A 25,772-nucleotide genomic window follows, 5' to 3' on the forward strand; every position below is an offset into this window, starting at 1 on the left:
CTGCCGACCGCACTCACCACCAGAGGCGCCCCCGCCGATGCCCCCTGTCGGAGATCGTCCCCGACGCGCACACTGGAGGCACGCACCTGGGGAGGGAGGCGCTGCATGAAGAGGCCCGACCAATGGCTCGCCTCTCCTTGGTGGCGCGGGATCATCGCCGCGCTGGCGGGCGCGCTGCCCGTGCTCGCCTTTCCCGCCCCGTCCTGGTGGTGGTTCGCGTACATCGCGCTCGTGCCCTGGATCCTGCTGGCCCGCTCGGCCCCGACCGGCAGGAGGGCCGCGTTCGACGGCTGGCTCGGCGGGCTGGGCTTCATGCTCGCGATGCACCACTGGCTGCTCCCGAGCCTGCATGTGTTCACGGTGGTCATCGCGGCCCTGCTCGGTGCGCTGTGGGCCCCCTGGGGCTGGCTCGTCCGGCGGTTCCTCGCCGGCGTGCCCTCGGCTGGACGGGTCGGCGCCGCGCTCGTCGTACTGCCGTCGGGGTGGCTGGTGGTCGAACTGGCCCGGTCCTGGCAGGGCTTGGGCGGCCCGTGGGGCCTGCTCGGATCGAGCCAGTGGGAAGTGGCGCCCGCGCTGCGGCTGGCCTCCGTCGGCGGGGTGTGGCTGCTCAGCTTCCTGGTGGTGGCGGTCAACGTCGCCGTCGCCGTACTGATCGCGGTACGTGAGTCCCGTAGGCCTGCCGTGGCAGGACTGCTGGCGACGGCCGCCGCGACCTCCGCGGCGTGGGTGTGGTCGCCGCGCCCCGATGTGGACGGCCGGGCCCGGATCGCCGTCGTACAGACCGGGATCGTCGATGGCATGGGCAGCCCCGTCAAGCGGTTCGCGCGCGAGGAGGCGCTCACCCGTACGCTCGCCGGGCAGAACGTCGCCCTGGTCGTCTGGGGCGAGAGCAGCGTCGGATTCGACCTGGCCCACCGCCCCGACCTGGCGAACCGGATCGCCGCGCTCTCCCGCCTCACCGGCGCCGACATCCTGGTGAACGTCGACGCGCGCCGCTCCGACCGGCCCGGCATCTACAAGAGCTCGGTCCTGGTGGGACCGCAGGGCCCGACCGGCGACCGCTACGACAAGATGCGGCTCGTGCCCTTCGGCGAGTACGTACCCGCGCGATCCCTGCTCGGCTGGGCGACCTCGGTGGGCAAGGCGGCGGGCGAGGACCGCAGGCGCGGCACCGAACAGGTGGTGATGAACGTCGGGCACGGTCTGCGCATCGGCCCCATGGTCTGCTTCGAGACGGCCTTCCCCGACATGAGCCGCCATCTCGCCCAGGACGGCGCCGGGGTGCTCCTCGCGCAGTCGTCGACGTCGACCTTCCAGAAGAGCTGGGCACCCGAGCAGCATGCCTCACTCGCCGCGCTGCGGGCCGCCGAGACCGGCCGCCCCATGGTGCACGCGACGCTGACCGGCGTCTCCGCGGTCTACGGCCCGAGCGGTGAGCGCATCGGCTCGTGGCTCGGCACGGACGCGAGCACGACGATGGTCTACGAGGTGCCGCTGGCCCGAGGTGTCACGCCGTACGTCAGGTTCGGCGACTGGCCCGTGCACGCGGCCCTGCTGGTGCTGACGGCGCTGTGCGCGACGGAGGGCGCCCGCGCGTTCAGAGCGCGGCGGCACGCTCCTCAACCACACGTACCACCCGCTCGCACAGTTCATGAGTCGCCAGCGCGTCCTGGGCGCTGAGCACCTTGCCCGCGCGCACCGCGTCGAGGAAGGCGATCACCGCCTGCTCCATACCGCGCTGCCTGGCGACCGGCACCCAGTCCCCGCGCCGCCGGACGGTCGGCTGCCCCTTGTGGTCGATCACCTCGGCGAGGTTGACCACCTGACGCTTGGTGTCCTGGCCCGAGACCTCGAGGATCTCTTCGTTCGAGCCGCTGAGCCGGTTCATGACGCCGAGCGCCGTGAAGCCGTCTCCGGCCAGTTGCAGCACGACGTGGTGCAACAGCCCATTCTCTACGCGGGCCCGTACGGTCACGTCGTCGACCGGCCCCGGCACCAGGAACCGCAGGGTGTCCACGACATGGATGAAGTCGTCGAGGACCATCGTGCGCGGCGCCTCGGGCAGTCCTATGCGGTTCTTCTGCATCAGGATCAGCTCACGCGGGTGATCGGCGCACTGCGCGTAGGCGGGCGCGTAACGCCTGTTGAAGCCGACCGCGAGACTGACGTGCCGCTCCTCCGCGAGCCGCACGAGCCGCTCGGAGTCGGCGAGTTCGTACGCGAGCGGCTTGTCGACGTACGTCGGTACCCCTGCCTCCAGCAGCCGCGTGACGATCTCTGGATGCACGACGGTGGCGGCGTGCACGAACGCCGCGTCGAGATCCTGCGCCAGGAGCTCCGACAGATCGGTGTGCCGCTGCGCCTCGGGAAGGTGGAGGCTGTCGGCGACCCGGTCGAGCGTCGCGGGGCTCCGCGTCTGCAGATGCAGTTCCCACCCCGGCTGCGTGCCCAGCACCGGCAGATATGCCTTCTGCGCGATGTCGCCGAGTCCGATGCAGCCGACCTTCACAGGGGTCTCCTCAAAGGGTGCGTTGCGGGTTCCTGACCTCGGGGGAAGCATACGGCTGCCCGGGCGGCCGCCAGTCGGCGATGCCGTCGAAGCTCCGCAGGAGCAGCGCGGGCCCCGCCTTGGACAGCGCGGCGATCGCGGCGTTGCGTACGGCGATGCCGGCGCGGTTGCTCATCAGGTTGAGCCGGGCCACCTGGGCGGCCTTCCGCGCGATGGCGGTCGTACGGGGCTTGCGGTCCGCCGTGTACGCGGCCAGATCGGTCCCCACCGGGCGCGCGTGGTGGGCGAGCACGATCGCGTCCTCGACGGCCTGGTTGCCCCCCTGCCCGAGGGTCGGCGGCATGGCGTGCGCGGCGTCGCCGAGCAGGGCGACCCGTCCGCCGTGGAAGGCGGGCAGCGGCTCGGTGATGTGGTGGACGTCGTGGCGCAGTACGTCCGTCGGGTCGACGGCGGCGATCAGGGCCGGGATCGGGTCGTGCCAGTCGCCGAACCGGCGCAGCAGCTCGCGCCTCTCGTCGTCTTCCGCTCGCTCCCCGGCGGGGGCCAGGGCGGCGCCGTATGCGTAGATCCTTCCGTCCTTCAGCGGCTGCGTTCCCCAGATGCGGCCCCTGCCCCAGGTCTCGTGCGCCGCGAAGCGCAGCTCCGGCGCCTCGATCACGATCCGCCACGTGGTGAAACCGGAGTAGACGGGCCCGGGGTGGCGGGGAAAGAGTGCCTGCCGTACGGCGGAGTGGATGCCGTCGGCGCCGACGACGAGCTCGGCCTCCACATGGCCGCCCGGGGTGCGGACCAGGGCGGGGCGCGTGCCGTTGCCGGGGTCGACCAGGGTCGCGGCGGCCGCCGTGCGCACGGTGCCCTCGGGGAGCCGGGCGGAAAGCCGGTCGATGAGGGCCGCCCGGTGCAGGACCACGAGCGGGCCGCCGAAGCGGGCGGCGAGGGCGGCGGCGCTGGTGCGGGACACCCAGCGGCCGTCCGGGGTGCGCATCCCGCCGTCGCCCTGCCAGGCGGCCGACTCACGAATCTCGTCGCCCATGCCGATCACGTCGAGCGCGCGCAGGGCATTGGGGGCGAGGGAGATGCCGGCGCCGACCGGGGCCAGCGAGGGGGAGCGTTCCAGGACAATGACCCGCCAGCCACGCACCCGGCTCGCCCTGTTGGAGGCCGCCGTACGGAGGCTCGCGGAGCGCGAGGCACAGGTGCTGACGCCCGACGAGATGCCGGATCCGCGGGGCGGGGTCGACGCGCTCGCCGACGGTTTCGCGCTCGCCCTGCACCGGTATCTGACGCGCCATCGCGAACTGCTCGTCGCCCGCTACGAGCTGGCCCTGGAGGCCACCCGGCGGCCGGAGTTGCGGGAGTTCTTCGACGCGGCGGGGCAGCGGCTCCGGGATCCACTGAACGCGCTGGTCACGGCGGCGGGGTCACGCGATCCCGCTCGGCACGTGCTGTCACTGGTCGCGTGGTGCGACGGGCTGATGTTCTCGTGCGTGGCCGGTTCGTTCCACGACTCCGTGCCGAGCGTCGACGAACTGCGGGAGAGCTTCCGCGAGCTGTTGAGGGGGATGCTGACGCCATGAGGACGAGCGGACCGAACCCCCGCCGCGCACGCCGATGAGCGGTCTGATTCGGGAGCGGATCGACGGGATCCGGGAGCGGATCGATGGCGCCACCGGCTGGTGAGCCACGGGGCACGGCGCCGACGAGATGGCCGACACGCACCACGGCGGCAGCGAGAGCACGAGGCGCGCACCACGGCGGCAGCGAGAGCACGACGCGCGCAGCACAGCACCGACGAGTTGGTGAGGCACGCACCACGGTGCCTGCGGAGGTCGAGTCACCCGGCGCCGGGTCACCCTGCTGACGGCGACACCCGCCGGAGGAGCGGAAGGATCACTCGTGCGGGGCAACCTTCGCTTGTCCGCTCCCCAAGGACGGCCCGACCCAGCAGAGTTGCGCGGGTGCATCGAACAACGACGACCGCAACGCTCATGGTCACTGTGGCTGTCACTGCCCTCACCGGCTGTGTGACCGTCCAGCGATCGCCCGCCTCGGGCACCGCGCCCGTGCCGTCCCGGCATGACGCACCGCGTCCGGACGGCAAGGCCAAGCCACAGATCGTGCAGGCACCGGCGCGGGAGGCGCTGGAGCACATCGGGCCGTCCCGGAAGCCCGCACCGAGCGCGGGGACACCGCGTCGTGCGGCTCCCCCGCCGCCCGCAGCGGCACCGGCGATCCCTCCGCGCCGCCCGCATCCCGCCCCGCATCCCGAGCCACGGCGCCCCGAGCCGCACGTCGCCGTCCCGCCCGCAGTCCCCGATGTGCCGCAGAACCCGGACGTGTGTGCCCTCGGCAGGAAGTACGGGGGCTGGCAGACGGACAGTCCCGAGGCGACCATCTGCCGGCGGGCCTACGGACCTTGACGGAGTCGGCGCCCGTCGCAAGCGGGTGCGTCGTCGCGAGGGCGCGCCACCGGTGCCGGCATGCGGCCGGTTACCCCACGGATCCGAGACGGCCGGCCGGCACGCACACGCTAGGGCCGCTGCCTCGGCGGCCCCAGCGTTTCGCCTCCGGGCCCGCCGAGGCGGTCGGGTCCGGGGCCCTCCCCCGTTGCCCCGGCACCGTCGAGCCGCAGCTCAAGACGGCCGATCGCCCCCCGGACGCCGTCCGCGTAGCTGTCGTCCCGGAGGGCCCCGACCGCGCCACGGGCCCGGCGCAGATGGCTGCGGGCGGCCTCGGAGCGGCCGAGCTTCACATAGTCGGCGGCCAGATTCAGATGCAGCGACGGGTAGAACGCGCGCGCCGCGAGCGACTGGTGGTGCTCGACGACCCGCCCGTCGCTGAGCTCCTCGGCCGCCGACAACGCCCGCAGGTCCCAGGCGAGTTCGTCCGAAGGATCGTCCTGCGTGTCGGCCATGTAGTGCGCCAGCGTGCAGCGGTGCAGGGGGTCGCCGTCCTCGCCGATCTCCGCCCACAGGTCCAGGAAGCGACCCCGAGCCTCTTCGCGGTCACCGCCGTGGTGCAGCATGACGACCTGCCCGATCCGGGTCATCATGGCGTCCGGCGCCGCCTGCTCCTGTTGCTCCGCCACCGCGTCCTCCAGGCTCGTCGCTGTCCCTCACGACGCTAGCCCGAGGCACTGACAATCACGCTCAGGCGCCCCCGTGCACCGCTGAGCCAGGCCGGTGACGGCCGGGCCCAGCGGCTCCGGTGTCAGCCCAGGTCCGGGATCTGCCAATCGATGGGCTCGTGGCCCTGTCGGGCCACCGCCTCGTTGATCTGCGTGAACGGACGCGAACCGAAGAACTTCTTCGCGGACAGCGGCGAGGGGTGCGCCCCCTTCACCACCACGTGCCGCTCCTCGTCGATCAGCGGGAGCTTCTTCTGCGCGTAGTTGCCCCACAGCACGAAGACGGCCGGGTCGGGCCGGTCGGCCACGGCGCGGATCACCGCGTCCGTGAACTTCTCCCAGCCCTTGCCCTTGTGCGAGTTGGCCTCGCCGGAGCGCACCGTCAGCACCGCGTTCAACAGCAGCACACCCTGCTCGGCCCACGGCATCAGATAGCCGTTGTCCGGGATCGAGGTGCCCAGCTCCTCCTTCATCTCCTTGTAGATGTTGCGGAGCGAAGGCGGGGTCTTCACCCCCGGGCGGACCGAGAAGCACAGGCCGTGCCCCTGACCCTCGCCGTGGTAGGGGTCCTGACCGAGGATGAGCACCTTCACCCGCTCGTACGGCGTCGCGTCGAGCGCGGCGAAGACCTCCTCCCGCGGAGGGTAGACGGGGCCCTTCGCGCGCTCCTCCTCGACGAACTCGGTGAGTTCCTTGAAGTAGGGCTGCTGCAGCTCCTCGCCCAGGACGCCGCGCCAGGACTCGGGCAGCATGGCGATATCGGTCACGTCAACTTCCTCCGATGTGCGGTCACTTCCAGACCACAGAACCTACCGTCGCCCACTGACAATGGGCTCCCGCCCCGCTCCCGCACGGCTGGTCCGGCTGGTCCGGCCGCGCGCTACCAGCTGGTCTTGCGGTGCAACTCCCACATGGCCATGATCGTCGACGGGTCCAGGGCCCGCTCGCCACCCGAGATGTCCTCGCTCGCGGCCACGTACTGCTTGCCCTGCCACAGCGGCAGCAGCCGGGCGTCGTCGACGAGGATCTGCTGGGCCTCCTCGAACTCCCTGACCACGGCGCCGCGGTCGCTCTGACGGCGCGACTCGGGCAGCAGGTTGTTCGTGATCCGCGGGGCCGGATAGGGCGTGCCGAGGGCGTTCTGATCGCCCACGAAGGGCGCGATGAAGTTCTCGGCGTCCGGGAAGTCGGGGAACCAGCCGCGCCCGAACACCGGGTACTCGCCCTTGCGGTAGCCCGCCTCGTACGTCTTCCAGGGGCGGCTCTTCAGCGTGACGCGGAACAGGCCGGAGCCATCGAGCTGGCTCTTGAGCTCCCGGAACTCGGGTGCGGTCTCGGAACCGTAGCGGTCGGTCGTGTACCAGAGCGTGAGCGGGACGGGCTCCTTGATGCCCGCCTTCACGAGGATCTTGCGGGCCTTGGACGAACTGGGTTCCCCGAAGTCGTCGAAGAACCCGGCTCTGTGCCCGACCAGACCCGCGGGGATCATGGAGTACAGCGGGTCGACGGTGTCCTTGTAGACCTTGTGGACGATGGCCGGCCGGTCGACGAGCTGGGCGATCGCCTTGCGGACCGCGAGCTTCCCGGCCCACGGGTCCTTCGGGTTGAACACCAGGTAGCTGATTTCGGTACCGGCGCCTTCGAGGAGCTGAATGCCCTTCTGGGAGTCGCGCCCCTGGAGCTCGACGATGTCCGAGGCGGCGAGCCCGCGGTAGGTGACGTCGATCTTCTTGTTCCTGAGCGCTTCGACCATCTGGGTCGAGTCCGGGAAGTAGCGGATGGTGACCGCGTCGTTCTTGCGCTGGGCGAAGCCGTCGTAGTGGTCGTTCGTGACCAGTTCGGCCTTCTTGCCCTCCTCGTAGGACTGGAGGATGTACGGCCCGGATCCGAAGACCTTGCCGTCCGTGCGCAGGGCGTCGGCGGGATAATCCTCGGGGTCGACGATCGACATGGCGGGGGTGGCCAGGACGAACGGGAAGGTGGCGTCCGGCTTGTTGAGGTGGAAGACGACCTCGCGGTCACCCAGCACCTGGACCCGGTCGAGGCTGCCGAGCAGGCCCGCCGGACCACCGCGGACCGCGATCTTCCTGATGCGGTCGATGGAGTGCTTGACGGCCCGGGCGTCGAGCGTGTCTCCGTCGGCGAACTTCATGTTCGGGCGGAGCACGCAGCGGTACGTGCGATTGGACAGGTCCGTGAACGCGCAGCTCTTGGCCGCGTCGGGCTGGGGCGTGACCGCGCCGTTGGGGTAGCTCAGCAGCGTCTGGTAGATGTTGCGGAACAGCTCCCAGGAACCGTCCCAGGAGGCGGCCGGGTCCAGCGTGCTCGGCGCACTGGTGGTGCCCACGACGATCGGCTCCTTGTCGCCGGACGATCCCGAGGAGAAGACGCCGCACCCGGCCACCAGGGTTATGGACGTGGCCGCCGCCAGTTGTCGCAGGAATCGGTTCCGGTTGAACACGCGCGCGCTCCTCGATCTGCCGTACCAAGGGTCGGCAGACCATACCGCAGTGCCCTGCCGGTGGAACCACGTTCCCGGCAGGGCACTTGATCAGCACGGATGTGACTACGTTGTCAGACTTCTGTGAACCCGTTGCAGAAGCCTCCGTCGAAGTCGACCTCGGTCGACGCCGTCGCAGTTTTTGTCAACTCTCCACAACGTGCGGGCTACTCGACTCCGGCGTTCAGGAACTTGCCGCCGTCGACCACGAGCGTCTGGCCGGTGACCCAGTCCGCCTGCTGCGAGGTGAGGAACGCGGCGGCGCCCCCGATGTCGGAGGGCAAGCCGAGCCGGCCGAGCGGGTAGCCCGCGGCCGCCTCCGCCTCGCGGCCCTCGTACAGGGCCGCGGCGAACTTGGTCTTCACCACGGCGGGCGCGATGGCATTGACCCGTACCTTGGGCGCGAACTCGTGCGCCAGCTGCACGGTCAGGTTGATCATGGCGGCCTTGCTGATGCCGTATGCGCCGATGAACGGCGAGGGAGCGAGGCCCGCGACGGAGGCGATGTTGACGATCGCGCCGCCGTTCTCGCTCTGCCAGGCCTTCCAGGTCTGCTGGGCGAAGCCGAGCGCCGAGACGACATTGGTCTCGAAGACCTTGCGCGCCACGTTGAGGTCCAGCTCGGCGATCGGCCCGAACACCGGGTTCGTACCGGCGTTGTTGACCAGGTAGTCGACGCGCCCGAAGGCCTCCATGGTGCGCTCGACGGCGACGGCCTGGTGGGCCTCGTCGTGGGCCTTGCCGGCGACGCCGATGACACGCTCGGAGCCGAGCGCCTCGACGGCCTCCTTCAGAGCGTCCTCGTTGCGGCCGGTGATGCAGACCCGATCGCCGCGGGCGACGAGGGCCTCCGCGATGCCGTAGCCGATGCCGCGGCTCGCGCCAGTGATCAGCGCGACCTTGCCCGAGAGTTCGGGAAGTGTGGTCATGTCCGTGCCTCCCGGCCCTAGTTGAGCGGCCCGCCGGCCACGTACAGCACCTGGCCGGAGACGAATCCGGCGGCCTCGCCGGTGAAGAAGGCGATCGCGTTGGCGATGTCGTCGGGGTTGCCGACGCGCGCCACGGGGATCTGCGTGGCGGCGGCGGCCTGGAACTCCTCGAAGCCCATGCCGACGCGGGCCGCGGTGGCGGCGGTCATGTCGGTGACGATGAAGCCGGGCGCGACGGCGTTCGCGGTGACGCCGAACTTGCCGAGCTCGAACGCGAGCGTCTTGGTGAAGCCCTGCAGACCGGCCTTGGCAGCGGAGTAGTTCACCTGGCCACGGTTGCCGAGCGCCGAGGACGAGGACAGGTTGACGATCCGGCCGAACTTGGCGTCCACCATGTACTTCTGGACGGCTCGCGTCATGAGGAAGGAGCCGCGCAGGTGCACGTTCATGACCGTGTCCCAGTCGGACGCGCTCATCTTGAACAGCAGGTTGTCGCGGAGCACGCCCGCATTGTTCACCAGGATCGTCGGCGCGCCGAGCTCCTCGGCGATCCGCGTGATGGCGGCCTCGACCTGGGCCTCGTCGGAGACGTCGCAGCCGACGCCGATGGCCTTGCCGCCGGCGGCGGTGATCTTCTCCACGGTGTCCTTGCACGCGGCCTCGTCGAGGTCGATCACCGCGACGGCGCGGCCCTCCGCGGCCAGTCGTACGGCGGTCGCGGCGCCGATGCCGCGCGCGGCACCGGTGACTACGGCGACGCGCTGCTCAGTGGTGGACATTGCTGGTTCTCCTCGCCCTTGGAAAAGCCTGTCGGAAAGCCTGTGGGAAGGCCCGTCTCGGCAACCTTGGCACCCTCGCGGACGCTTCGGCAGTCCTGAAAGGCCTGCGGCTCACGGTACGCCCCTCCGGTGAGCGACCGCTTAGTACCTTCAGTAGACGTGACGCTAGAAGCCCTGGCACTCGGTGTCAACGGCACACCGCGTGCGTGTGATCCATTACCTGACCAGCAGGTCGAGCAACCGCTCGACCTCGGCCGCCGGATCGGCGGTGAGTCCGGTGTGCACAGGCCCCGGCTGGACAACCGTCGAGCGGGGCGCGATCAGCCAGCGAAAACGCCGCCCGGCGTCATCGCGGGCCGCCTGACCAGCCGCTTCTCCTCCGGCACAGACCCCTTCGACGGCGCGCAGCGCGGCCCGTACGCCCGCCACGTCCGCCTCCGGGTCCAGCGCCCGCAGCTTGGTTTCGTCCAGATGTGTCCGCGCCGCGACGAAGGACTTGGCGCGGCAGTACACCAGCACGCCCGCGTTGAAGCACTCGCCGCGCTCGACCAGCGGCACCACGCGCAGCAGCGCGTACTCGAAGACGTCCCGCTCGCTCACTTGTCCCCCTCGATGCCCTTGATGCGTTCGTGGATGACGGTGGCGCGTGCCAGGAGCGGCTGCGCGTAGGCGCGGCGCAGCGCGTCGGTCGAGTCGAAGCCGGGCTCGTCCGCCAGCCACTCCTCGGGAATCTCGGCGGTCACCTCGGCGAGCAGTTCCTCGGTGACCAGCGGCGCCAGCTCGGCGGCGGCCGAGGCGATGTCCGGCCCGAAGGGCGCGAGCGCGTGGTCGGAGACGTCGTACGGCTTGGCGGCGGAGGCCCCTGCTCCGGGCCAGTGATGGTGCCAGATCATCGTGGCGCCATGGTCGATGAGCCACAGGTCGCCGCTTCGGACCAGCATGTTGGGGTTGCGCCAGGAGCGGTCGACGTTGTTGACGAGCGCGTCGAACCAGACGATCCGGCCGGCCTCCTCGGGGCTCACGTCGAAAGCGAGTGAGTCGAAGCCGATCGCGCGGGAGAGGAAGTCCATCCCCAGGTTCAACCCGCCGCTCGACTTCAGCAGCTCCTGGACCTCCTGGTCCGGCTCGCCGAGTCCCATGACCGGGTCCAGGTCGATCGTCACCAGACCGGGTACACGCAGGCCGAGCCTGCGGGCGAGTTCACCGCAGACGACCTCCGCCACGAGCGTCTTGCGCCCCTGTCCGGCACCGGTGAACTTCATGACGTACGTCCCGAGATCGTCGGCCTCGACGAGCCCCGGCAGCGAGCCGCCCTCACGCAGGGGCGTGATGTAGCGGGTCGCGATGACTTCCTTGAGCATCGCCCCAGGCTACTGGGGCGACCGCGGGCAGCGGACGCAGCTGTCGACCTGCTGTCGATTGGGTCAAATAATCCCAACGCCCTGAACAGGGCCCACGGGCGGACCGTAGTTCTGTACAGATCACCATCACGTCCGTTGAAGGGAAAGTCAGCATGACCAGCGAATCGCTTCAGCCCGTCTCGGCTCCGGCCCGCCGCACCGTCGTGGCGGCCGTCGGCGCGGCGGGGCTCGCCGTCGCGCTGACCGCGTGCGGGTCGGACGACAAGAAGTCGTCCGGTTCCACCGAGGTGAACGGCGGCGGCTCCGGAGGCGACGACAACGCCGCGGCCGGGAACGCCGGCGCCAATGTCCTCGCCAAGACCAGCGACATCCCCGAGGGCGGCGGCAAGGTGTTCGCCGACCAGGGTGTGGTGGTCACCCAGCCGACCGCGGGGACGTTCAAGGCCTTCTCCTCCAAGTGCACCCACCAGGGATGTGCGGTGAAGGGCATCTCGAACGGCGTGATCAACTGCCCCTGCCACGGCAGCCAGTTCTCCGCCACCGACGGCAGCGTGAAGAAGGGGCCCGCGACGAGCGCGCTGGCCGCCGCCAAGATCACTGTCGACGGCGACTCGATCACGCTGGCGTGATCGCCGGGGACTTCAGCGGTCGACTTCGCGCGGCCCCTGGGGACTTCAGCGGCGTGGTCGCTTGAAGCAGGCCAGCACGTCGTCGGTCGCGGTAATGGTGGCGACCAGGGCGAGCGTGTTGCGGATCATCGCGGGGGTGTAGTCGGAGGGCACCCCCGCGATGGCGTCCGCGGGCACGACTGCGGTGTAGCCACGGTTCACGGCGTCGAACACGGCATTGGGGATCGCCACGTTGGCCGAGACACCGGTCACCACGAGGGTGCGGCAGCCGAGGTTGCGCAGCAGCGGATCTACGTCGGTGCCCGCGATCGGCGAAAGGCCGTGCAGCCGGCGTACGACGAAGTCCTCCTCGGCGACCTCGATGGGCGGCGCGATCCGCACGGCCGTGGTCCCCGTCAACTGCTGCACGGGCAGCCGCTCGGCCGCACGGAACAGCCGGGCATTGCGGTTGGCGCCCCGGCCGTCCGGACGCCGCTCGGCGACCGCGTGGATGACCTGCACCCCGCTCTCGTGCGCGGCGGCCACCAGCCGGGCGACGTGGGCGAGCGCCCCCGACGACCGTGCCTCCTTGGCGAGTTCGGGCAGCGCGCTGTCCTGGCCCACGACACCCTGCTGGCACTCCACGGTGAGCAGCACCGTGGTGGCGGGGTCGAGGAGTTCACTGAGCTGTTCGTACGACGGCATGGCTCCCCTTGTCGTCGGAGGTCGGAGCGGGCGAGCGTAACGACCATTGCGTGGGGACGGAAGACGGCCCATGCTTTTCTGACGCGATGTCAGAGGATCTCTGTCGGCTCGGACGAGGGCCGACGCGGAAGAAGAGGGGACCGCATGGCTGTCACTCAGCGCAGGGGCCGGAAGATCATGATGACTCCCGGCGAACTGGACGAGTTCCTCACCACCCAGCGCACCTGCCGCGTCGCGACCGTGTCGAAGGACGGCGCCCCGCATGTGAGCGCCCTCTGGTTCGCCTGGGACGGGACCTCGTTGTGGCTGTATTCCGTGGTGCGCAGCAAGCGCTGGGCGGAGCTGCGCCGCGACCCGCGCGTCGCCGTGGTGATCGACTCGGGTGAGGAGTACGGGGACCTGCGTGGCGTCGAACTGTCCGGCACGGTGGAGTTCGTGGGGGAGGCCCCCCGCACCGGGGAGCTGTGCGCGGAACTCGACGTCCCCGAGACCCTGTTCGCACGCAAGAACTTCGGCCTGGAGGAGATGCCGCACGACGGCCGTCACGCCTGGGCGCGGCTGACTCCTGAGGCGATCGCTTCCTGGGACTTCCGGAAACTGCCTCCTCTGTAAGGCACTTGCCCCAGCGTCGCACTCGGCTCCGCAGCTCACTCGACGCCTTCCCCGGCCCTGCGCAGGGCATCCACCGCCGCCCTGATCGACGGCCGGCGGTCGGCGTCGGCCCGCCACACGACGTAGACATGGCGCCGTACGCGCTGCCGCACCGGCACCGTGACGACCCCCTCGGGCATCGGATGGCGCCCGAGCAGCGGAGCCACGCACACCCCGAGCCCCGCGGCGACCAGGCCGAGTTGGGTGTGCGTCTCCGCCGCGCGGTGCCCGATGCGCGGCTCGACGCCCTTGGAGCGCAGCGTGAACATCAGCCACTCGTGGCAGAACTCGCCCTCGCCCCAGGTGATCCACTCGTCGTCGGCGAAATCACCGAGGTCCACCTCGTCACGGTCCGCGAGCCGGTGCCCGACCGGCATCGCCACATCGGCCGGGTCGTCGAGAATCGATGCCTTCACCAGGCCGTCGGGCAGCGGCATCGGCTTGTTGTACCAGTCGAGCACGACCGCCAGATCGAGATCGCCGCGCACCACCCCGGCAACCCCGGCCTCCGGCTCCAGCTCGCAGGAGCGCACCCGCAGCCCGGGATGATCGGTACGCAGAGCGGCGAGCGCGGCGGGAAAGAGCCCGCGCGCGGCGGTCGGGAACGCCGACAACCGCAGCTCACCCACCACCTGACCGCGCTGCGCCTCCAAGTCGGACTGGGCGAGCTCGACCTGGGACAGGATCCGCGCGGCATGGTCGGCGAGCAGCCGTCCGGCGTCGGTGAGGCGCACGCCCCTGCCGTTCTTGGCGAGCAGCTGCTGCCCGACCTCGCGCTCCAGCTTGGACATCTGCTGGGAGACGGCCGACGTCGTCACGTGCAGCCCCTCGGCCGCGGCGCTCACCGAGCCGTGCCGTGCCAGGGCGTCGAGGGTGCGCAGGCGCTCGAGATTCAACATGTAAGCAATGCTACGAGATATCGCTTGAAAAATCTCGCTTGTGCTAAGAGATGGCTCTGCCTCATCGTTGTCATCATGAGCACCGTCACCGGCCGTCGAGCCCCCGCCGCCACCACGACGACTTCACGTCGCCCCACCGCCCTCGACTGGCGACTGCGTTTCGGCGCCCTCTCCCTGATCTGGGGCTTCAGCTTCCTGCTCATCAAGGTCGGCACGGAGGGCTACGCCCCGTTCCAGGTCACCTTCGGGCGGCTGCTCTTCGGGACCGCGGTGCTCGCGGCGGCGATGGTGGTGAAGCGGGAGCGACTGCCACGCGGGGCGCGCACCTGGGGGCATCTCGCGGTCGCGGCCTTCCTGCTGAACGCGCTGCCGTTCTCGCTCTTCGCCTACTCCGAGCTGACCATCCCGTCGACACTCGCGGGCATCTGCAACGCGACCTCGCCGCTGTGGGGCATGGCCCTGTCCCTGGTCGCCCTCTCCGAGGACCGGCCGACCCGCCTCAGGGTGGCCGGCCTCGGCATCGGCTTCCTCGGCGTGCTCACGGTCCTCGGCGTGTGGCAGGGCTTCCACGGCCTGGACGCCACGGGCACGGCGATGGCCCTGCTGGCCTCGCTGAGCTACCCCATCGGCTGGATCTACGTCCGCCGCACCCTGGCCGGCGCCGGTCACTCGCACCTGTCGATGACCGGCGCCCAGCTGCTCCTCGCGACCGCCCAACTGGCCCTCGTCACACCGCTGTTCACCACGCTGCCCAGCCACTTCCCGGTCATCCCCCTGCTCGCGATCGTCGCCCTGGGAGCCCTCGGCACGGGGCTGGCCATGCTCATCCAGTACGGCATCGTCGCCGAGGTCGGGCCGACCACGGCCCAGATGGTCACGTACTTCATCCCGGTGATCGCCACCGCCGCGGGCGTCGCGATCCTCGGCGAGTCGCTGACCTGGTCGACTCCGGTCGGAGCGGTGGTCGTCCTCGCGGGCGCGGCGCTCACCCAGGCGAAGGCGCGCCGCTGATTCACACGTAGCGACGTGCGGGCGCCGGGCCGACGGCGGAGGCGACCGCGTCCGCCAGCGGCTCGATGTCGTCCGGGGTGAGTGTCGAGACGGTGATCCGGATCCCGGGCGGCGCACTCATCCGAAAGCGCGCCCCGGGCGCGACCGCCCAGCCGGAGTGCAGCAACCGCGCGACCGCCCCCGTCTCGTCCGGGACGGGGAGCCACACGTTCATCCCGCTGCGCCCGTGCGCCTCGATGCCACGCTGCTTCAGGGCATCGATCAGAGCGTCCCGGCGCCGCCCGTAAGCCGCCGCCACGGCCCGTGCATCCACCGCCCCCGCGGTCCACAAGTGCACCACCGCGCACTGCAGCAGACGGCTCACCCAGCCGGGGCCCAGACGCTGCCGCCCGTGCACCCGGTCGACCGTGACGGGATCCCCGGTGAGCACGGCGAGCCGCAGGTCGGGGCCGTACGCCTTGGCGACGGAGCGCACCAGGGCCCAGCTGTGCGTGACCCCTGCCACGGGATGCAGAGGCAGGTCGACAATCCGATGCCCGTGATCGTCCTCGATGAGCAGGGTCTCCGGGTACGCCTCGAGCACGGACCGCACGGCACGCGCGCGCGTGGCGCTCACCGCGGCACCGGTCGGGTTCTGCGCCCGGTCGGTGACGATCAGGGCCCGCGCTCCGGCCTCCAGCGCACGGCGTACGTCGTCGGGGAGCGGGCCCTCGTCGTCGACGCCGACGCCGACCGTGCGCAGCCCGAGCGCCGGGGCGAGGTCGAGCAGGCTGCCCCAGCCCGGGTCCTCGACGGCGACGGCATCCCCCGGTTTGAGATGGACCGCGAGGACGCGCTCAATGGCGTCGAGCGATCCCGAGGTGACGACGACGGGTCCGTCGGGCACCCCGTCCGCATCGAGGTCGGCGCGCGCGAGACGCTCCAACTCCGGTTCGACGGCGGCGGCCCCGTACATCACCGGCGCGCGGTCGGACCGCTCGGCGGCGGCCGCGAACGCCTCCGCGAGTCCCGGCAGCAGCGCGTGGTCGGGGTTGCCGTCGGCCACGTCCCGTACACCCTCCGGCACCTCGACGCGGATGTGCTCACGCCCCGTGGTGGCGGGCTTCGAGCGCACCCGGCTGCCCCGGCGGCCCGCGGTCTCGATCACCCCGCGCTCACGCAGCGTGCGATAGGCGGCCGCGACCGTATTGGGATTCACTCCGAGCCGCTCGGCCAACTCCCGCATCGGCGGGAGCAGTTGACCCGGCTCCAGGTCACCCGACCCGACCCCGCCTTCGACGCTCGCGGCGATCTCGGCTGCGCGACGCCCTTGGATCCGATACTCTTCTAGCACAAAGAGTATTATGCACTAGTGCAATGGAGAAGGCAATGGCACAGACGATGCCGGAGACGAGCACCCAGCCCGGGACGACACAGCCCGCTGCCTACACCCCGACCGACCGCACCGTCCCCACCCGCTCCAAGGACCGAGCCGCGTACGACCACGAGCTGGTGCACGCGATACTCGACGAGGGCTACGTCTGCCACCTCGGCTTCGTCCGCGACGGCGCCCCGGTCGTCCTGCCGACGCTGTACGGACGTGTCGGCGAGCGTCTCTATGTGCACGGTTCGACGGGCTCCCGCCCGCTGCGGATGACGGGCCAGGCCGATCCCGGGCTGCCGGTCTGCCTGACCGTGACCCATGTCGACGGCCTGGTCCTGGCCCGCTCGGCCTTCCATCACTCGATCAACTACCGCTCCGTGGTGGTGCACGGCATCGCCCACCAGGTGACGGACCCGGACGAGAAGCGCACGGCCCTCGACGCCCTGGTCGACCACGTCGTCCCCGGCCGCTCCTACGACTCGCGCCCCGCCAACGCCAAGGAACTGGCGGCCACCGCCGTGATCCGCCTCGACCTCGACGAGGTCTCCGCGAAGCTCCGCACCGGCGGCCCGAGCGACGAGCCCGAGGACCTCGCACTCCCCCACTGGACCGGAGTCCTCCCCCTGGCCAAGGGCCATGGCGCCCCGATCCCCGCCGACGACCTGGCCCCCGGCATCGAGTTCCCCGACTACCTCGCGGCTCTGTGATGCTGATCCACCCCTGGGACGCGCCTCACGACGACGCCGAGTGGCAACGGTGGCTCGCCGCCCACGACTTCGGGCAGCTCGCGGTGAACGGACCGTCCGGCGAGCCTCCGTACGTGCAGCCGCTGCACTTCGCGTACGACGCCGAACAGGGCGAGGCCCTGACCCACTTGGCGCGCCCGAACCCGCTGTGGCCCGCGCTCGAGGCGAACCCGGTCGTGCTGTTGAGCGTGGTGGACGACTACGCCTTCATCCCCGGCCCCTGGCAGGCCCCGCCGGACGTACCGCCCGAGCACGGCACGCCGACGAGCTTCTATACGGCGGTCCAACTCCGCTGCACCGCCCACGTCGTGGACGACCCGGCGGAGAAGGCCGACCTGCTGAACCGCCAGGTCGGCCACTTCCAGCCGGACGGCAGCTCCGCGACCGCCGCCGTCGGCGAGGCCCCGTACGGCCGCCTCCTCTCCGGCATCCGCGGTCTGCGGCTCGAAGTGACCGACGTACGAGCGAAGTTCAAGTACGCGAGCCACAAGCCGACGGAGGTGCAGGAGCGGATCGCGGCCGGGCTGGCGGCGCGCGGTGGACCGGGGGACGCGGCGGCTCGGGAGCACCAGGTGCGCAGGCGGGGCAGGGGGGTGTGAGCCCGGTGGGCCGCGCCCGGGCCCGCGCGGCCGCACGGGCCCGACCTACGAGGACGAGCACGATCATGCATGCGATGCGTTCGCCCTGGCGATCCTCGGGACGTCAGCAGGCGGGCGGGCCGGCGAGTGCGGTCCTCGGGCTAGGAACTCGAAACGCAAGGTCGGTGGCATGCACGCCACCGACCGGCCGCCCCTTGGCGCGCGACCCTGAGTTGCGCGCCTTGGAGCGGACATCCGATGCCGTACTCAGGGAGTTGTCATGCAGGTAGCCGTGGTCACCTTCGACGGGTTCAACGAACTCGACAGCTTCATCGCCTCCGCGCTGATCAACCGGTGCCGAAAGGACGGTCTGGAGGCCTTCATCACGACACCGACGCCGGTGGTCACGTCGATGAACGGCGTCGAGGTGACCGGGCAGCGCCCGATGGACTTCGTGACCCAGGCCGACGTCGTGCTGATCGGCAGCGGGGTGAAGACGCGCGACGTGGTCGCCGACGACCGGCTGATCTCCAGGCTGCCGCTCGACCCCTCGCGACAGCTGATCGGTGCGCAGTGCTCCGGCGCGCTGGTGCTCGCCCGCCTCGGGTTGCTGGACGGCATGCCGGCTTGCACGGACATGAAGAGCCGACCCTTTGTCGAAGCCTGCGACATCGCCGTGCTCGACGCGCCGTTCCACGCCGAGGGGAACATCGCCACAGCGGGGGGCTGCTTGGCGTCGCAGTATCTCGCCGCATGGGTGATCACCCGAACGCTCGGGGAGGACGCCGCGCGCGACGTCCTCGACTACGTGGCGCCGGTCGGTGAAAATCGGGAGACTGTCGAAAGGGCCATGCGTGCCGTCCGCACGGGCGAGGTCGTACTGGGCTGATGCCCCGCGATCAGCCTTGCGGCCGCCCGCCGTCTTGACCAGGTCATGGCCGCAATGGGCGGCCCGGTCCCGGACCGGGCCGCCCGGCGTGCCGCCCCTCCGTCGGCCGAGCACCGCACTCGTCCTGGCCGGACCCGCGGCCTGCTGACGCTTCGAGCCCCATCGCCTGGCCACCCCGGCGCAAGCTCAATCGTGCTCATCCTCGTCGGCCGAGCGGTGCGGGGCACGGGTTCGCCCGGCGGGCCCGGGTGAGCCCGCACCCCGCACTCCGCACCGCGCGCCTCAGACCAGCGCCGATTCCTCCACGGGTACCGGGCTCCCGTCCGCCCCCGCGACGCGGGTTTCCGCCAGCGCGAGTCCCGCGACCGAGCCGAGCATCAGCAGGGTGCCCACCAGCGTCGGCGCGGTGAGTCGCTCGCCGAGCAGCCCGACGGCCAGGGCGGCCGCACTCACCGGCTCCAGGAGCATGATCACGGAGACGGTCGCGGAACGGACGACGGCCGCGCCCGCGAAGAACAGGGCATAGGCCAACGCTGTGGGAATGGCGGCGATGTACGCCAGCAGGGCCAGCATGTGTACCGGTTGAGCGGCGTGCGGGACCAGCCCTTCGGCCAGGCCGAGCGGCAGGAGGAGGACGGTGGTGACGGCGAACGTCCACGCCGTCGTGCCGGACCCGTCAGCTCGGCCCTCGCGTCCCCACCACCGCGTGAGCAGCGTCATCGTGGAGTACCCGGCCGCCGACACGACCGCGAGCAGGACACCGCCGGGGCGCACCGTCGCATCTCCGCTGCCCAGCACCAGCACGCCGAGCCCGGCGAGCGCCCCGGCGACGGCGGCGATCCCGCCGCGCCCGAGCCGCTCCCCCATGGTCAGCCGCGCGCCGAGCGCGATGAGTACGGGCCCGGCGCCCAGCGTGACAACGGTCGCCACCGCGAGGCCGGTCGCCTCGACTGCGGCGAAGTACGCGGTCTGGAAGACAGCGAGCCCACAGCCCGTGACGCCGATCCGCAGAACCTTGCGGCCGAGTGGCTCACAGACGGCGGACCGGACCCGCCGACGCCGCGGGCGCACGGTGAGCAGGAGGACGAGCCCGCCCGCGCACCGCCAGAAGGAGAGGGCGATCGGTCCCATGTCGCTGGCCCGGTAGACCAGTGACGCGGCCGCGCCCGCGGTGCCCCAGGCGGCACCGGCGACGATCAGATAGAGGAGGCCTCGCCCGATGGGCAGGCCGGATGCAGTGTTCGACACGTGTTCTCTCCGCAGATACGCAGAAGCTCAGGAAGGGACCACGTCGCAGCCCGTGCTGACGGGCAGGGGGCGTACGGAAAGGTCCTCGGACTTCTTCTGCGGGCAGCACCGTTGCGCCCGGCTCGGGGCCGGGCGTGGATTCCGGAGGGCCCGCCTCAGGCGGCCGGAGGCGGAAGAACGAGCGTCGACGGCATGATCCGCACCCTACGCTGCGGTTCCGTGGGCCGACAACTCCCGTTCGAGGTCGCTCCCGCCGCTCGCGACGGGGCCGTCCGACGGCTTCGCGGGCGCCGACGACTGCGCGATGAACGCGCCGAGCAGCACCACCGAGCCGCCGACGATCTGCGGTGCCGAGAGATGCTCGCCCAGCAGCACCCAGGCGAGGATCGTCGCGATCACCGCTTCGAGGCAGGCCACGACGCCCGCGACCTGCGGAGAGAGCCTGCGCACGGAGAGCACTCCGGTGCCGTACGCGACGACGGTCGCGATCAGCACGATCCAGCCGAGGAGCAGCGCGGCGAGCACGGACGTCCCGTTCATGTCCGCGCTGCCTCCGAGCACGGACCAGTCCATGGTCCAGGGCCGCGCGATGACCGTCAGCACGAGGGCGCCGACGAGCAGCCCGTACGCGATCACGCCGAGCGGGTCCGGCGCCTCGTCGCCGGCGTCGCTGCCCTGGTCGGACAGGACGAAGTAGCCGACCTGGCAGCAGGCGGCGCCCAGCGCGAGGACCAGTCCGATGGCGTCGAAGCTCAGCCCGGACCACACCTCGACCACACAGGCGAGTCCACCGACCGCGAGGACGACCCCGAGGGCCGCGGCGCGTGTCACGGGCCGACGCTGCACGAAGCGCACCCAGCCGAGCACGAGTGCGGGCGCGAGGTACTCGACGAGCAGTGCGACGCCGACGGGGATACGGGAGATCGCGGCGAAGTAGCAGGCCTGGACGCCGGCCACACCGAGCAGTCCGAACCCGGCGAGCAGTGCGGGACGCTGCCGCAGCAGCGCCCGGTGGCGTACGGCCAGCGGCAGCATCGCCAGCGCGGCGCCCGTGACACGCAACCACACCACGTGGAGCGGGTCGAGACCCGCCTCGATCAGCGGCTTGGCCGCGACACCCGATCCGCCGAACGCGACCGCCGACACGAGCGCGAGGCCCAGGCCGACGCCCCTTCCACGGTTGCCCTGACTGCCCTGAGACGTATGCACCGGCACATGATGACAGGCGTCGACAGGAGCGTCATCCCCAATGACACCTGTCTCATCGGCTGGACATGGACGCGCCGACTCGACGTCAAGGTCTGCCACCCTCGGCCGGGCTCGGCGGGACACTCTCCCGGCTTGGCGAATGACTCTCTCCCGGCCCGGCGAGCGGCGCTTCGCCCGGCTCTCCCCGGGCTCGGCCACCGGCCCCCACCGGGCTCAGCCCCCTGCCCGCCGTGGACTCAGTAGGCGCCGTCGCCCCGCGCGGCGCACTCCTCGCATCCGGCCTCGATGCGCCCCAACAGCGCCCGGGCGTCGACTCCCGCGCGTCCGAGGACCTCGACCGCCCGCGACTGGGGATCGGCGACGACCGCCGCGAGCAGATCGAGACCGCGGGCCCGCTCGTCGCCCCGCAGTACCGCGCGCTCGTACGCTTCCTCCATGGCACCGGCCGCCACCGGGGACCAGCCCGCCTCGGCGACCACGGGCACGGCACCGGAGTCCTCGACACTGCTCTGCCAGCGCAGCCCGTAGCCGATGCTGCGCTGCACGAGGTAGCCGAGCAACCGGGCGACCTGCGGCCCGCCGTCGAAGACCGCGCGCACCTCGGGGTCGGACTCCAGCAGCGAGTGCAACAGATGGGCCGTGTCGATCTGCCGGTCCCCGTCCCGCAGCGCCCTCCTGCGCGCGCCGGAGACCACCGAGGCCAACTCGGCACTGAGTCCGGCTTCGACTTCCGTACGGTTCGGGCCGCTCTCGGCGGCGGGCTGCTGGGGAATACGGGATGGCACAACCCCTACCCCATCAGTCTCGGCGAGCCGGGTCATCCCCGGCTGGCAGCATTTCGGCGTCCCGCACAGGGTGGGCATCCCTGGGCGAGTTCTCCTCCTTACGGATGACTTCGCGCCGATTTCCCCCTGGGGCGCGCGCCGTCTTGCTTCGCGCCCCGCACGCAACCGCGTCGCTCCGGCGCTCGTCCCCCGGGTCATGGAGAGCAGGTGCTGGCTGGTGGCCCTGCCGGCGATCGACGGCAGGCAGTACGTGTACCGGGTGTACGCCCCGGAGGAGGCGCTGCCCGCCGACCTGTTCTGGGAGGCGTGGCACTGCCACGAGGAGGGGCCCCACCCGCGGGCGTGGGACCTGTTCGACGCGGCGGTGATACGACGGGTGGGCTGACCCTCTGTACCCACCGCCCCCGCCGCACCCTCCCGCTGCCGCCTCTCCCTCCACCGCCCCCCTCCACCCCCCGTCCGCCGCCTCCTACACAATTTCTGACAGTTCATCAGTATTGAATGTTCCGGGACCTGCGGCTACGTTCCGCGACACCGTAGCCCGACACGAAGAGGTGGTCGCATGGCCGAAGTCAGCGCGGAAGCTCGCATGGAGGCGCCTGCCGAGAAGGTCTGGGCGCAACTCACGGACTTCTCCTCGTACGGCGAGTGGAACTCGACCCACACCAGCTTCCCGAAGGGCGGCCCCGCGTCACTCGAGGTCGGCGGCACCTTCGAGGAGAACATGAAACTGATGGGCTTCCCGGCCGAGGTCAACTGGACCATCGAGGAGCTGGAGACCGCCCGCACCCTGGCCATCCGAGGCAAGGGCCCGATGGCGGTGAACGTCGCCACGCGGTACACCCTGACCGCCGACGGAGACGCCACGACCGTGCGGATCGACGGGGAGTTCACCGGCGCCGCCGTCTCGCTCATGGCGGGCAAGCTCAAGGATTCGGCGACGGCCGCCCTCAACGAGTCGCTGCGCAAACTGGCCGGACTGGTCACCTGAGCCTCGAACACCATCGCCCGCCCCGGAACGGCACCCCGCGGTCCCGTACGCGGAAAGGCGCCCCGCGGAAACGCTTCCGCGGGGCGCCGTCAGGTACCACAGCACGCCGTCAGTCCTCGTCGGCGAGGATCAGGTACAGCTTCTTGCGGGCCTCGTTGATGACCGCCACCGCCTTGTCGCGCTGGTCCTTGCTGCCGGTCTTCCAGACCTGACCGAAGGCCTCCATGAGGCCGAAGCCGGCCTGCCGGATCTCGTGCAGCGTCTCCCAGTCGACCCCGCGCCCAGCCTCTTCCCAAGGCGCGTCGGGACCCTCATCGGCCGCGCTGCGGCCCGGCTCGGTGAGCGAGAACAGCTTCTTGCCGCCCTCGGCCTCGCTGGTGATCAGACCCTCGTCCTCCAGCAGCTGAAGGGTCGGGTACACCGAACCCGGGCTGGGCTTCCACGCCCCGCCGCTGCGCTCGGCGATCTCCTGGATCATCTCGTACCCATGCATGGGCCGGTCCTTGAGCAGGGCCAGGATCGACGCGCGCACGTCGCCGCGCCGCGCCCTCCCCCGGGGCCCGCCCCGGCCGCCGCGCCCGCCCCACGGGCCCGGGCCGAAGCCGGATCCGCCGAAGCCGGATCCGCCGAAGCCGGGGCCACCGGGACCACCCGGTCCGAAGGGCCCGAAAGCCCCGCGCCGCCCCTCGAAGCCGCCCCGACCACGAGGACCGGGGCCGCCGTGGTGTCCATGTCCGTGTTCGTATCCGAAGTCTTCTCCACGGGAACGCATCGCCATCACTCCATTCCATCGTTGATCAGTCGCGATGCGTCAACGATATATCGGAACCCATCGCGTGACAACCCCCTTCGGTTGAAACCATGGAGCGGGGAACGCCGAAGAGGCCGGCGATCTTCTGGACCGTCTTCTCCCGCGCGTCGTCGGGCTGTTGTGCGAGCGCGGCCTGGTCCGTGGTGGGCCGGCGCCGGCCGCGGGCGCGTAGGGAGGGAGGCCGTAGTTTGTGTGCGCCACGGGTCGCACGACATGGCCTCGACGATGGCGATCGAGACCTGGGCCTGGGGGCGGCCGAGCTGCATGGAATCGAGCGGGCCTGAAAATTCTTTCGGCGGGTTGTCGATCTGCTGCCTCGCCGTTCGTCATCCCAGTGTTGCCGCACTACGGGCAACGCACGAACCCGACGAAAGACGACAGAGGAGTTCACCGTGAAGTACATGCTGCTCATCATCGGCACTCAGGACGCCGAGCCCCAGACGGCCGAGGCCGACCAGGGGCTCATGGAGGAGTTCATGGCGTACCACAAGGCGGTTTACGACGCGGGGGTCATGGTCGACAGCAACGTGCTGGACTCCTTCGAGACCGCCACCTCCGTCCAGGTGGGCAAGAACGGGGAGCGCATGGTCACCGACGGGCCCTTCGCCGAGACCCGGGAGTATCTGGGCGGCTACTACATCCTCGACCTCCCTGATCTGGATGCCGCGATCGACTGGGCTGCCCGCTGCCCCGGGGCCCGGGCCTGGCGGGTCGAGGTGCGCCCGATTCAGGACTTCGACCTGTCATGACCGGTGGGCGGGCGGCCGGCATGGTCGAGGCGGTGTTTCGTGAGGAGCGGGGCCGGCTGCTCGCCATGCTCGTGCGCCAGTTCGGTGACCTCGACCTCGCCGAAGATGTCGCGTCCGAGGCTGTCGAGGCCGCGCTGGAGCGCTGGCCCGTCGACGGGGTGCCGACGACGCCCGTGGCCTGGTTGCTCACCACCGCGCGGCGCAAGGCCGTCGACCGGTTGCGGCGGGACAGGGCCTACGCCGAGCGACTCGCGATCATGCACGTCGAGGCGCGGCAGCTCCTCCCCACGGTGCCAGAGCGGGAGAGCGACGATGTCCCCGACGAACGGCTGCGCCTGTTCTTCACCTGCTGCCATCCCGCACTGTCGGTCGAGGCCCAGGTCGCGCTGACGCTCCGGTGCCTCGCGGGGTTGTCCACACCCGAGGTGGCGCGGGCCTTTCTGGTGCCGGAGGCCACGATGGCGCAGCGGATCGTGCGGGCCAAGCGCAAGATCCGCAACGCGCGGATCTCGTTCCGTGTGCCCGAGGCCGATGAATTGGCCGGGCGCATTCCCGGTGTGCTGCGGGTGATCTACCTGATCTTCACGGAGGGCTACGCCGCCAGCGCGGGCGAGGACCTGGTGCGGGCCGACCTGACCGACGAGGCAGTCCGGCTGGCACGGATCCTGCACCGACTGTTGCCCACCGAAGCCGAGGTCAGCGGGCTGCTCGCGCTGCTGCTGCTGGTCGACGCCCGCCGCGCCGCCCGCGTCGACACGGCGGGGGAGCTGGTGTCGCTGGAAGACCAGGACCGCGCCCTGTGGGACGCCGACCGCATCACCGAGGGCCGCGACCTGGTCGTCGCCGCCTTGTGCGGGCCTCGCTCCGGCCCGTACGCGCTGCAGGCGGCGATCGCGGCCGTGCACGATGAGGCTGCCGACGTCGCCTCGACCGACTGGCCGCAGGTCGTGGCGCTCTACGACGTGCTGTTGCGGGTGTCCCCGTCGCCGGTGGTCGAGCTCAACCGGGCGGTGGCCGTGGCGATGCGCGACGGTCCGGAGGCCGGTCTCGCGGCGTTGGACGCGCTGAACGCCGAAGCGTTGCGGGGCTACCACCCGCTCCCGGCGGCGCGGGCGGATCTGCTGCGCAGACTCGGTCGCACTGCCGAGGCGGCCGCGGCCTACCGGGCCGCGCTCGAACTCGTCGACAACGAGCGGGAGCGGGCCTTCCTGCGCAGGAGACTGGCCGACCTCTGATCACTGACAAACAGGTGGGCAACAACCGCAGGCGGTAGGCCAAGCCGCTTGTCCACACCGAGGCGAAACGTGCCGTAGCGGTTGATGTT

At 71.1% G+C, this 25,772-nt stretch carries 29 protein-coding genes; 13 read left to right on the forward strand and 16 right to left on the reverse strand.

All coding sequences use genetic code 11. The annotated features are described in order from the left end of the window. Positions 1–105: 105 nt before the first annotated feature. Positions 106–1,680, forward strand: a complete 1,575-nt coding sequence (lnt, locus tag IEY95_RS04775; protein WP_189184523.1) for an apolipoprotein N-acyltransferase — start codon at positions 106–108, stop codon at positions 1,678–1,680. On the opposite strand, the gene IEY95_RS04780 is transcribed toward lnt, so the two are convergent. Together IEY95_RS04780 and IEY95_RS04785 are read right to left on the reverse strand one after the other, a co-directional pair. Then, positions 1,598–2,509, reverse strand: a complete 912-nt coding sequence (locus tag IEY95_RS04780; RefSeq protein WP_189184524.1) for a Gfo/Idh/MocA family protein — start codon at positions 2,507–2,509, stop codon at positions 1,598–1,600. The two genes, lnt and IEY95_RS04780, sit on opposite strands and share 83 nt — an antisense overlap. Before the next feature lie 10 nt (positions 2,510–2,519). Further along, positions 2,520–3,650 (reverse strand): FAD-dependent monooxygenase, encoded by a 1,131-nt coding sequence (locus tag IEY95_RS04785; RefSeq protein ID WP_189184525.1) that lies wholly within the window; start codon positions 3,648–3,650, stop codon positions 2,520–2,522. On the opposite strand from IEY95_RS04785, the gene IEY95_RS04790 reads away from it, so the two are divergent. Continuing rightward, the gene (locus tag IEY95_RS04790; protein ID WP_189184526.1) at positions 3,541–4,086 is read left to right on the forward strand and encodes a TetR family transcriptional regulator C-terminal domain-containing protein; all 546 of its coding nucleotides are present in this window, start codon (positions 3,541–3,543) and stop codon (positions 4,084–4,086) included. The two genes, IEY95_RS04785 and IEY95_RS04790, sit on opposite strands and share 110 nt — an antisense overlap. Before the next feature lie 411 nt (positions 4,087–4,497). Continuing rightward, positions 4,498–4,929, forward strand: coding sequence for a hypothetical protein (locus tag IEY95_RS04795; protein ID WP_229702556.1), 432 nt, complete (start codon positions 4,498–4,500; stop codon positions 4,927–4,929). 110 nt (positions 4,930–5,039) lie between these two features. On the opposite strand, the gene IEY95_RS04800 is transcribed toward IEY95_RS04795, so the two are convergent. The 7 genes from IEY95_RS04800 to IEY95_RS04830 form a co-directional block, all read right to left on the reverse strand. After that, a complete protein-coding gene (locus IEY95_RS04800) occupies positions 5,040–5,597 on the reverse strand; it encodes a tetratricopeptide repeat protein (RefSeq protein ID WP_189184528.1) in 558 nt (185 codons plus the stop codon). Between the two features lie 122 nt (positions 5,598–5,719). Further along, entirely contained in the window at positions 5,720–6,403 is a 684-nt protein-coding gene (locus IEY95_RS04805; RefSeq protein ID WP_189184529.1) for a uracil-DNA glycosylase, read from the reverse strand. A gap of 113 nt (positions 6,404–6,516) precedes the next feature. After that, entirely contained in the window at positions 6,517–8,097 is a 1,581-nt protein-coding gene (locus IEY95_RS04810) for an ABC transporter substrate-binding protein (RefSeq protein WP_189184530.1), read from the reverse strand. Between the two features lie 206 nt (positions 8,098–8,303). Then, positions 8,304–9,065 carry an SDR family oxidoreductase gene (locus IEY95_RS04815; RefSeq protein WP_189184531.1) on the reverse strand — a complete coding sequence of 254 codons (762 nt, stop codon included), beginning with the start codon at positions 9,063–9,065 and terminating at the stop codon, positions 8,304–8,306. Positions 9,066–9,082: 17 nt separating this feature from the next. Next, complete coding sequence (gene fabG, locus IEY95_RS04820) at positions 9,083–9,844, reverse strand: 3-oxoacyl-ACP reductase FabG (protein WP_189184532.1); 762 nt, start codon at positions 9,842–9,844, stop codon at positions 9,083–9,085. Positions 9,845–10,060: 216 nt separating this feature from the next. Further along, positions 10,061–10,444, reverse strand: a complete 384-nt coding sequence (locus tag IEY95_RS04825; RefSeq protein WP_189184533.1) for a DUF3037 domain-containing protein — start codon at positions 10,442–10,444, stop codon at positions 10,061–10,063. Further along, on the reverse strand, positions 10,441–11,205 hold the full coding sequence (locus IEY95_RS04830) for a HipA family kinase (RefSeq protein ID WP_189184534.1): 765 nt from the start codon (positions 11,203–11,205) through the stop codon (positions 10,441–10,443). Before IEY95_RS04830 ends, IEY95_RS04825 begins: the two co-directional genes overlap by 4 nt. A 152-nt stretch (positions 11,206–11,357) precedes the next feature. Here IEY95_RS04830 and IEY95_RS04835 point away from each other — a divergent pair, with 152 nt between their 5' ends. Further along, on the forward strand, positions 11,358–11,834 hold the full coding sequence (locus IEY95_RS04835) for a Rieske (2Fe-2S) protein (RefSeq protein ID WP_189184535.1): 477 nt from the start codon (positions 11,358–11,360) through the stop codon (positions 11,832–11,834). Positions 11,835–11,879: 45 nt separating this feature from the next. Here the strand turns inward: IEY95_RS04835 and IEY95_RS04840 are convergent, their stop codons facing one another. Then, positions 11,880–12,518, reverse strand: coding sequence for a cysteine hydrolase family protein (locus tag IEY95_RS04840; RefSeq protein WP_189184536.1), 639 nt, complete (start codon positions 12,516–12,518; stop codon positions 11,880–11,882). Between the two features lie 144 nt (positions 12,519–12,662). Between IEY95_RS04840 and IEY95_RS04845 the strand changes: the two genes are divergently transcribed. Continuing rightward, positions 12,663–13,130 carry a pyridoxamine 5'-phosphate oxidase family protein gene (locus IEY95_RS04845; RefSeq protein WP_189184537.1) on the forward strand — a complete coding sequence of 156 codons (468 nt, stop codon included), beginning with the start codon at positions 12,663–12,665 and terminating at the stop codon, positions 13,128–13,130. Positions 13,131–13,165: 35 nt separating this feature from the next. On the opposite strand, the gene IEY95_RS04850 is transcribed toward IEY95_RS04845, so the two are convergent. Further along, the gene (locus IEY95_RS04850; protein WP_189184538.1) at positions 13,166–14,068 is read right to left on the reverse strand and encodes a LysR family transcriptional regulator; all 903 of its coding nucleotides are present in this window, start codon (positions 14,066–14,068) and stop codon (positions 13,166–13,168) included. Between the two features lie 75 nt (positions 14,069–14,143). Between IEY95_RS04850 and IEY95_RS04855 the strand changes: the two genes are divergently transcribed. Beyond that, a complete protein-coding gene (locus IEY95_RS04855; RefSeq protein ID WP_189184539.1) occupies positions 14,144–15,079 on the forward strand; it encodes a DMT family transporter in 936 nt (311 codons plus the stop codon). A gap of 1 nt (position 15,080) precedes the next feature. On the opposite strand, the gene IEY95_RS04860 is transcribed toward IEY95_RS04855, so the two are convergent. Further along, positions 15,081–16,412 carry an aminotransferase class I/II-fold pyridoxal phosphate-dependent enzyme gene (locus IEY95_RS04860; protein ID WP_189184540.1) on the reverse strand — a complete coding sequence of 444 codons (1,332 nt, stop codon included), beginning with the start codon at positions 16,410–16,412 and terminating at the stop codon, positions 15,081–15,083. Between the two features lie 35 nt (positions 16,413–16,447). On the opposite strand from IEY95_RS04860, the gene IEY95_RS04865 reads away from it, so the two are divergent. From IEY95_RS04865 to IEY95_RS04875, 3 genes are all read left to right on the forward strand, one after another. Next, the gene (locus tag IEY95_RS04865) at positions 16,448–17,149 is read left to right on the forward strand and encodes a pyridoxamine 5'-phosphate oxidase family protein (RefSeq protein WP_189184541.1); all 702 of its coding nucleotides are present in this window, start codon (positions 16,448–16,450) and stop codon (positions 17,147–17,149) included. Next, entirely contained in the window at positions 17,149–17,787 is a 639-nt protein-coding gene (locus tag IEY95_RS04870; RefSeq protein ID WP_189184542.1) for an FMN-binding negative transcriptional regulator, read from the forward strand. The genes IEY95_RS04865 and IEY95_RS04870 overlap by 1 nt, the downstream gene beginning before the upstream one ends. Positions 17,788–18,046: 259 nt before the next feature. Further along, the gene (locus IEY95_RS04875; RefSeq protein ID WP_189184543.1) at positions 18,047–18,655 is read left to right on the forward strand and encodes a DJ-1/PfpI family protein; all 609 of its coding nucleotides are present in this window, start codon (positions 18,047–18,049) and stop codon (positions 18,653–18,655) included. Positions 18,656–18,937: 282 nt separating this feature from the next. Here the strand turns inward: IEY95_RS04875 and IEY95_RS04880 are convergent, their stop codons facing one another. The 3 genes from IEY95_RS04880 to IEY95_RS04890 all read right to left on the reverse strand — a co-directional run bounded on the left by IEY95_RS04880 (position 18,938) and on the right by IEY95_RS04890 (position 21,933). Next, positions 18,938–19,903 carry a DMT family transporter gene (locus IEY95_RS04880; protein WP_189184544.1) on the reverse strand — a complete coding sequence of 322 codons (966 nt, stop codon included), beginning with the start codon at positions 19,901–19,903 and terminating at the stop codon, positions 18,938–18,940. A 204-nt stretch (positions 19,904–20,107) separates the two neighbouring features. Next, entirely contained in the window at positions 20,108–21,118 is a 1,011-nt protein-coding gene (locus tag IEY95_RS04885; RefSeq protein WP_189184545.1) for an EamA family transporter, read from the reverse strand. A 230-nt stretch (positions 21,119–21,348) separates the two neighbouring features. Then, positions 21,349–21,933 (reverse strand): Clp protease N-terminal domain-containing protein, encoded by a 585-nt coding sequence (locus IEY95_RS04890; RefSeq protein WP_189184652.1) that lies wholly within the window; start codon positions 21,931–21,933, stop codon positions 21,349–21,351. Between the two features lie 160 nt (positions 21,934–22,093). On the opposite strand from IEY95_RS04890, the gene IEY95_RS04895 reads away from it, so the two are divergent. Together IEY95_RS04895 and IEY95_RS04900 are read left to right on the forward strand one after the other, a co-directional pair. Beyond that, complete coding sequence (locus IEY95_RS04895; RefSeq protein ID WP_189184546.1) at positions 22,094–22,282, forward strand: hypothetical protein; 189 nt, start codon at positions 22,094–22,096, stop codon at positions 22,280–22,282. A gap of 177 nt (positions 22,283–22,459) precedes the next feature. Then, positions 22,460–22,888, forward strand: a complete 429-nt coding sequence (locus tag IEY95_RS04900; RefSeq protein WP_189184547.1) for a type II toxin-antitoxin system Rv0910 family toxin — start codon at positions 22,460–22,462, stop codon at positions 22,886–22,888. 109 nt (positions 22,889–22,997) lie between these two features. Here the strand turns inward: IEY95_RS04900 and IEY95_RS04905 are convergent, their stop codons facing one another. Next, positions 22,998–23,660 carry a PadR family transcriptional regulator gene (locus tag IEY95_RS04905; protein WP_189184548.1) on the reverse strand — a complete coding sequence of 221 codons (663 nt, stop codon included), beginning with the start codon at positions 23,658–23,660 and terminating at the stop codon, positions 22,998–23,000. A gap of 440 nt (positions 23,661–24,100) precedes the next feature. Here IEY95_RS04905 and IEY95_RS04910 point away from each other — a divergent pair, with 440 nt between their 5' ends. Both IEY95_RS04910 and IEY95_RS04915 read left to right on the forward strand, forming a co-directional pair. Further along, entirely contained in the window at positions 24,101–24,448 is a 348-nt protein-coding gene (locus IEY95_RS04910) for a YciI family protein (protein ID WP_229702570.1), read from the forward strand. Then, complete coding sequence (locus tag IEY95_RS04915; RefSeq protein WP_189184550.1) at positions 24,445–25,683, forward strand: RNA polymerase sigma factor; 1,239 nt, start codon at positions 24,445–24,447, stop codon at positions 25,681–25,683. Before IEY95_RS04910 ends, IEY95_RS04915 begins: the two co-directional genes overlap by 4 nt. Positions 25,684–25,772: the final 89 nt, after the last annotated feature.

The organism is Streptomyces albiflavescens, assembly GCF_014645835.1.
GTDB lineage: Bacteria > Actinomycetota > Actinomycetes > Streptomycetales > Streptomycetaceae > Streptomyces > Streptomyces albiflavescens.

Coding starts and splice junctions, on each gene's coding strand:
- IEY95_RS04910 (WP_229702570.1), top strand. CDS start 24,101: ATGCTGCTCATCATCGGCACTCAGGACGCCGAGCCCCAGACGGCCGAG.
- lnt (WP_189184523.1), top strand. CDS start 106: ATGAAGAGGCCCGACCAATGGCTCGCCTCTCCTTGGTGGCGCGGGATC.
- IEY95_RS04840 (WP_189184536.1), bottom strand. CDS start 12,518: ATGCCGTCGTACGAACAGCTCAGTGAACTCCTCGACCCCGCCACCACG.
- IEY95_RS04790 (WP_189184526.1), top strand. CDS start 3,541: ATGCCGATCACGTCGAGCGCGCGCAGGGCATTGGGGGCGAGGGAGATG.
- fabG (WP_189184532.1), bottom strand. CDS start 9,844: ATGTCCACCACTGAGCAGCGCGTCGCCGTAGTCACCGGTGCCGCGCGC.
- IEY95_RS04895 (WP_189184546.1), top strand. CDS start 22,094: ATGGAGAGCAGGTGCTGGCTGGTGGCCCTGCCGGCGATCGACGGCAGG.
- IEY95_RS04905 (WP_189184548.1), bottom strand. CDS start 23,660: ATGCGTTCCCGTGGAGAAGACTTCGGATACGAACACGGACATGGACAC.
- IEY95_RS04835 (WP_189184535.1), top strand. CDS start 11,358: ATGACCAGCGAATCGCTTCAGCCCGTCTCGGCTCCGGCCCGCCGCACC.
- IEY95_RS04845 (WP_189184537.1), top strand. CDS start 12,663: ATGGCTGTCACTCAGCGCAGGGGCCGGAAGATCATGATGACTCCCGGC.
- IEY95_RS04870 (WP_189184542.1), top strand. CDS start 17,149: ATGCTGATCCACCCCTGGGACGCGCCTCACGACGACGCCGAGTGGCAA.
- IEY95_RS04875 (WP_189184543.1), top strand. CDS start 18,047: ATGCAGGTAGCCGTGGTCACCTTCGACGGGTTCAACGAACTCGACAGC.
- IEY95_RS04900 (WP_189184547.1), top strand. CDS start 22,460: ATGGCCGAAGTCAGCGCGGAAGCTCGCATGGAGGCGCCTGCCGAGAAG.
- IEY95_RS04890 (WP_189184652.1), bottom strand. CDS start 21,933: ATGACCCGGCTCGCCGAGACTGATGGGGTAGGGGTTGTGCCATCCCGT.
- IEY95_RS04855 (WP_189184539.1), top strand. CDS start 14,144: ATGAGCACCGTCACCGGCCGTCGAGCCCCCGCCGCCACCACGACGACT.
- IEY95_RS04915 (WP_189184550.1), top strand. CDS start 24,445: ATGACCGGTGGGCGGGCGGCCGGCATGGTCGAGGCGGTGTTTCGTGAG.
- IEY95_RS04815 (WP_189184531.1), bottom strand. CDS start 9,065: ATGACCACACTTCCCGAACTCTCGGGCAAGGTCGCGCTGATCACTGGC.
- IEY95_RS04850 (WP_189184538.1), bottom strand. CDS start 14,068: ATGTTGAATCTCGAGCGCCTGCGCACCCTCGACGCCCTGGCACGGCAC.
- IEY95_RS04865 (WP_189184541.1), top strand. CDS start 16,448: ATGGCACAGACGATGCCGGAGACGAGCACCCAGCCCGGGACGACACAG.
- IEY95_RS04830 (WP_189184534.1), bottom strand. CDS start 11,205: ATGCTCAAGGAAGTCATCGCGACCCGCTACATCACGCCCCTGCGTGAG.
- IEY95_RS04795 (WP_229702556.1), top strand. CDS start 4,498: ATGGTCACTGTGGCTGTCACTGCCCTCACCGGCTGTGTGACCGTCCAG.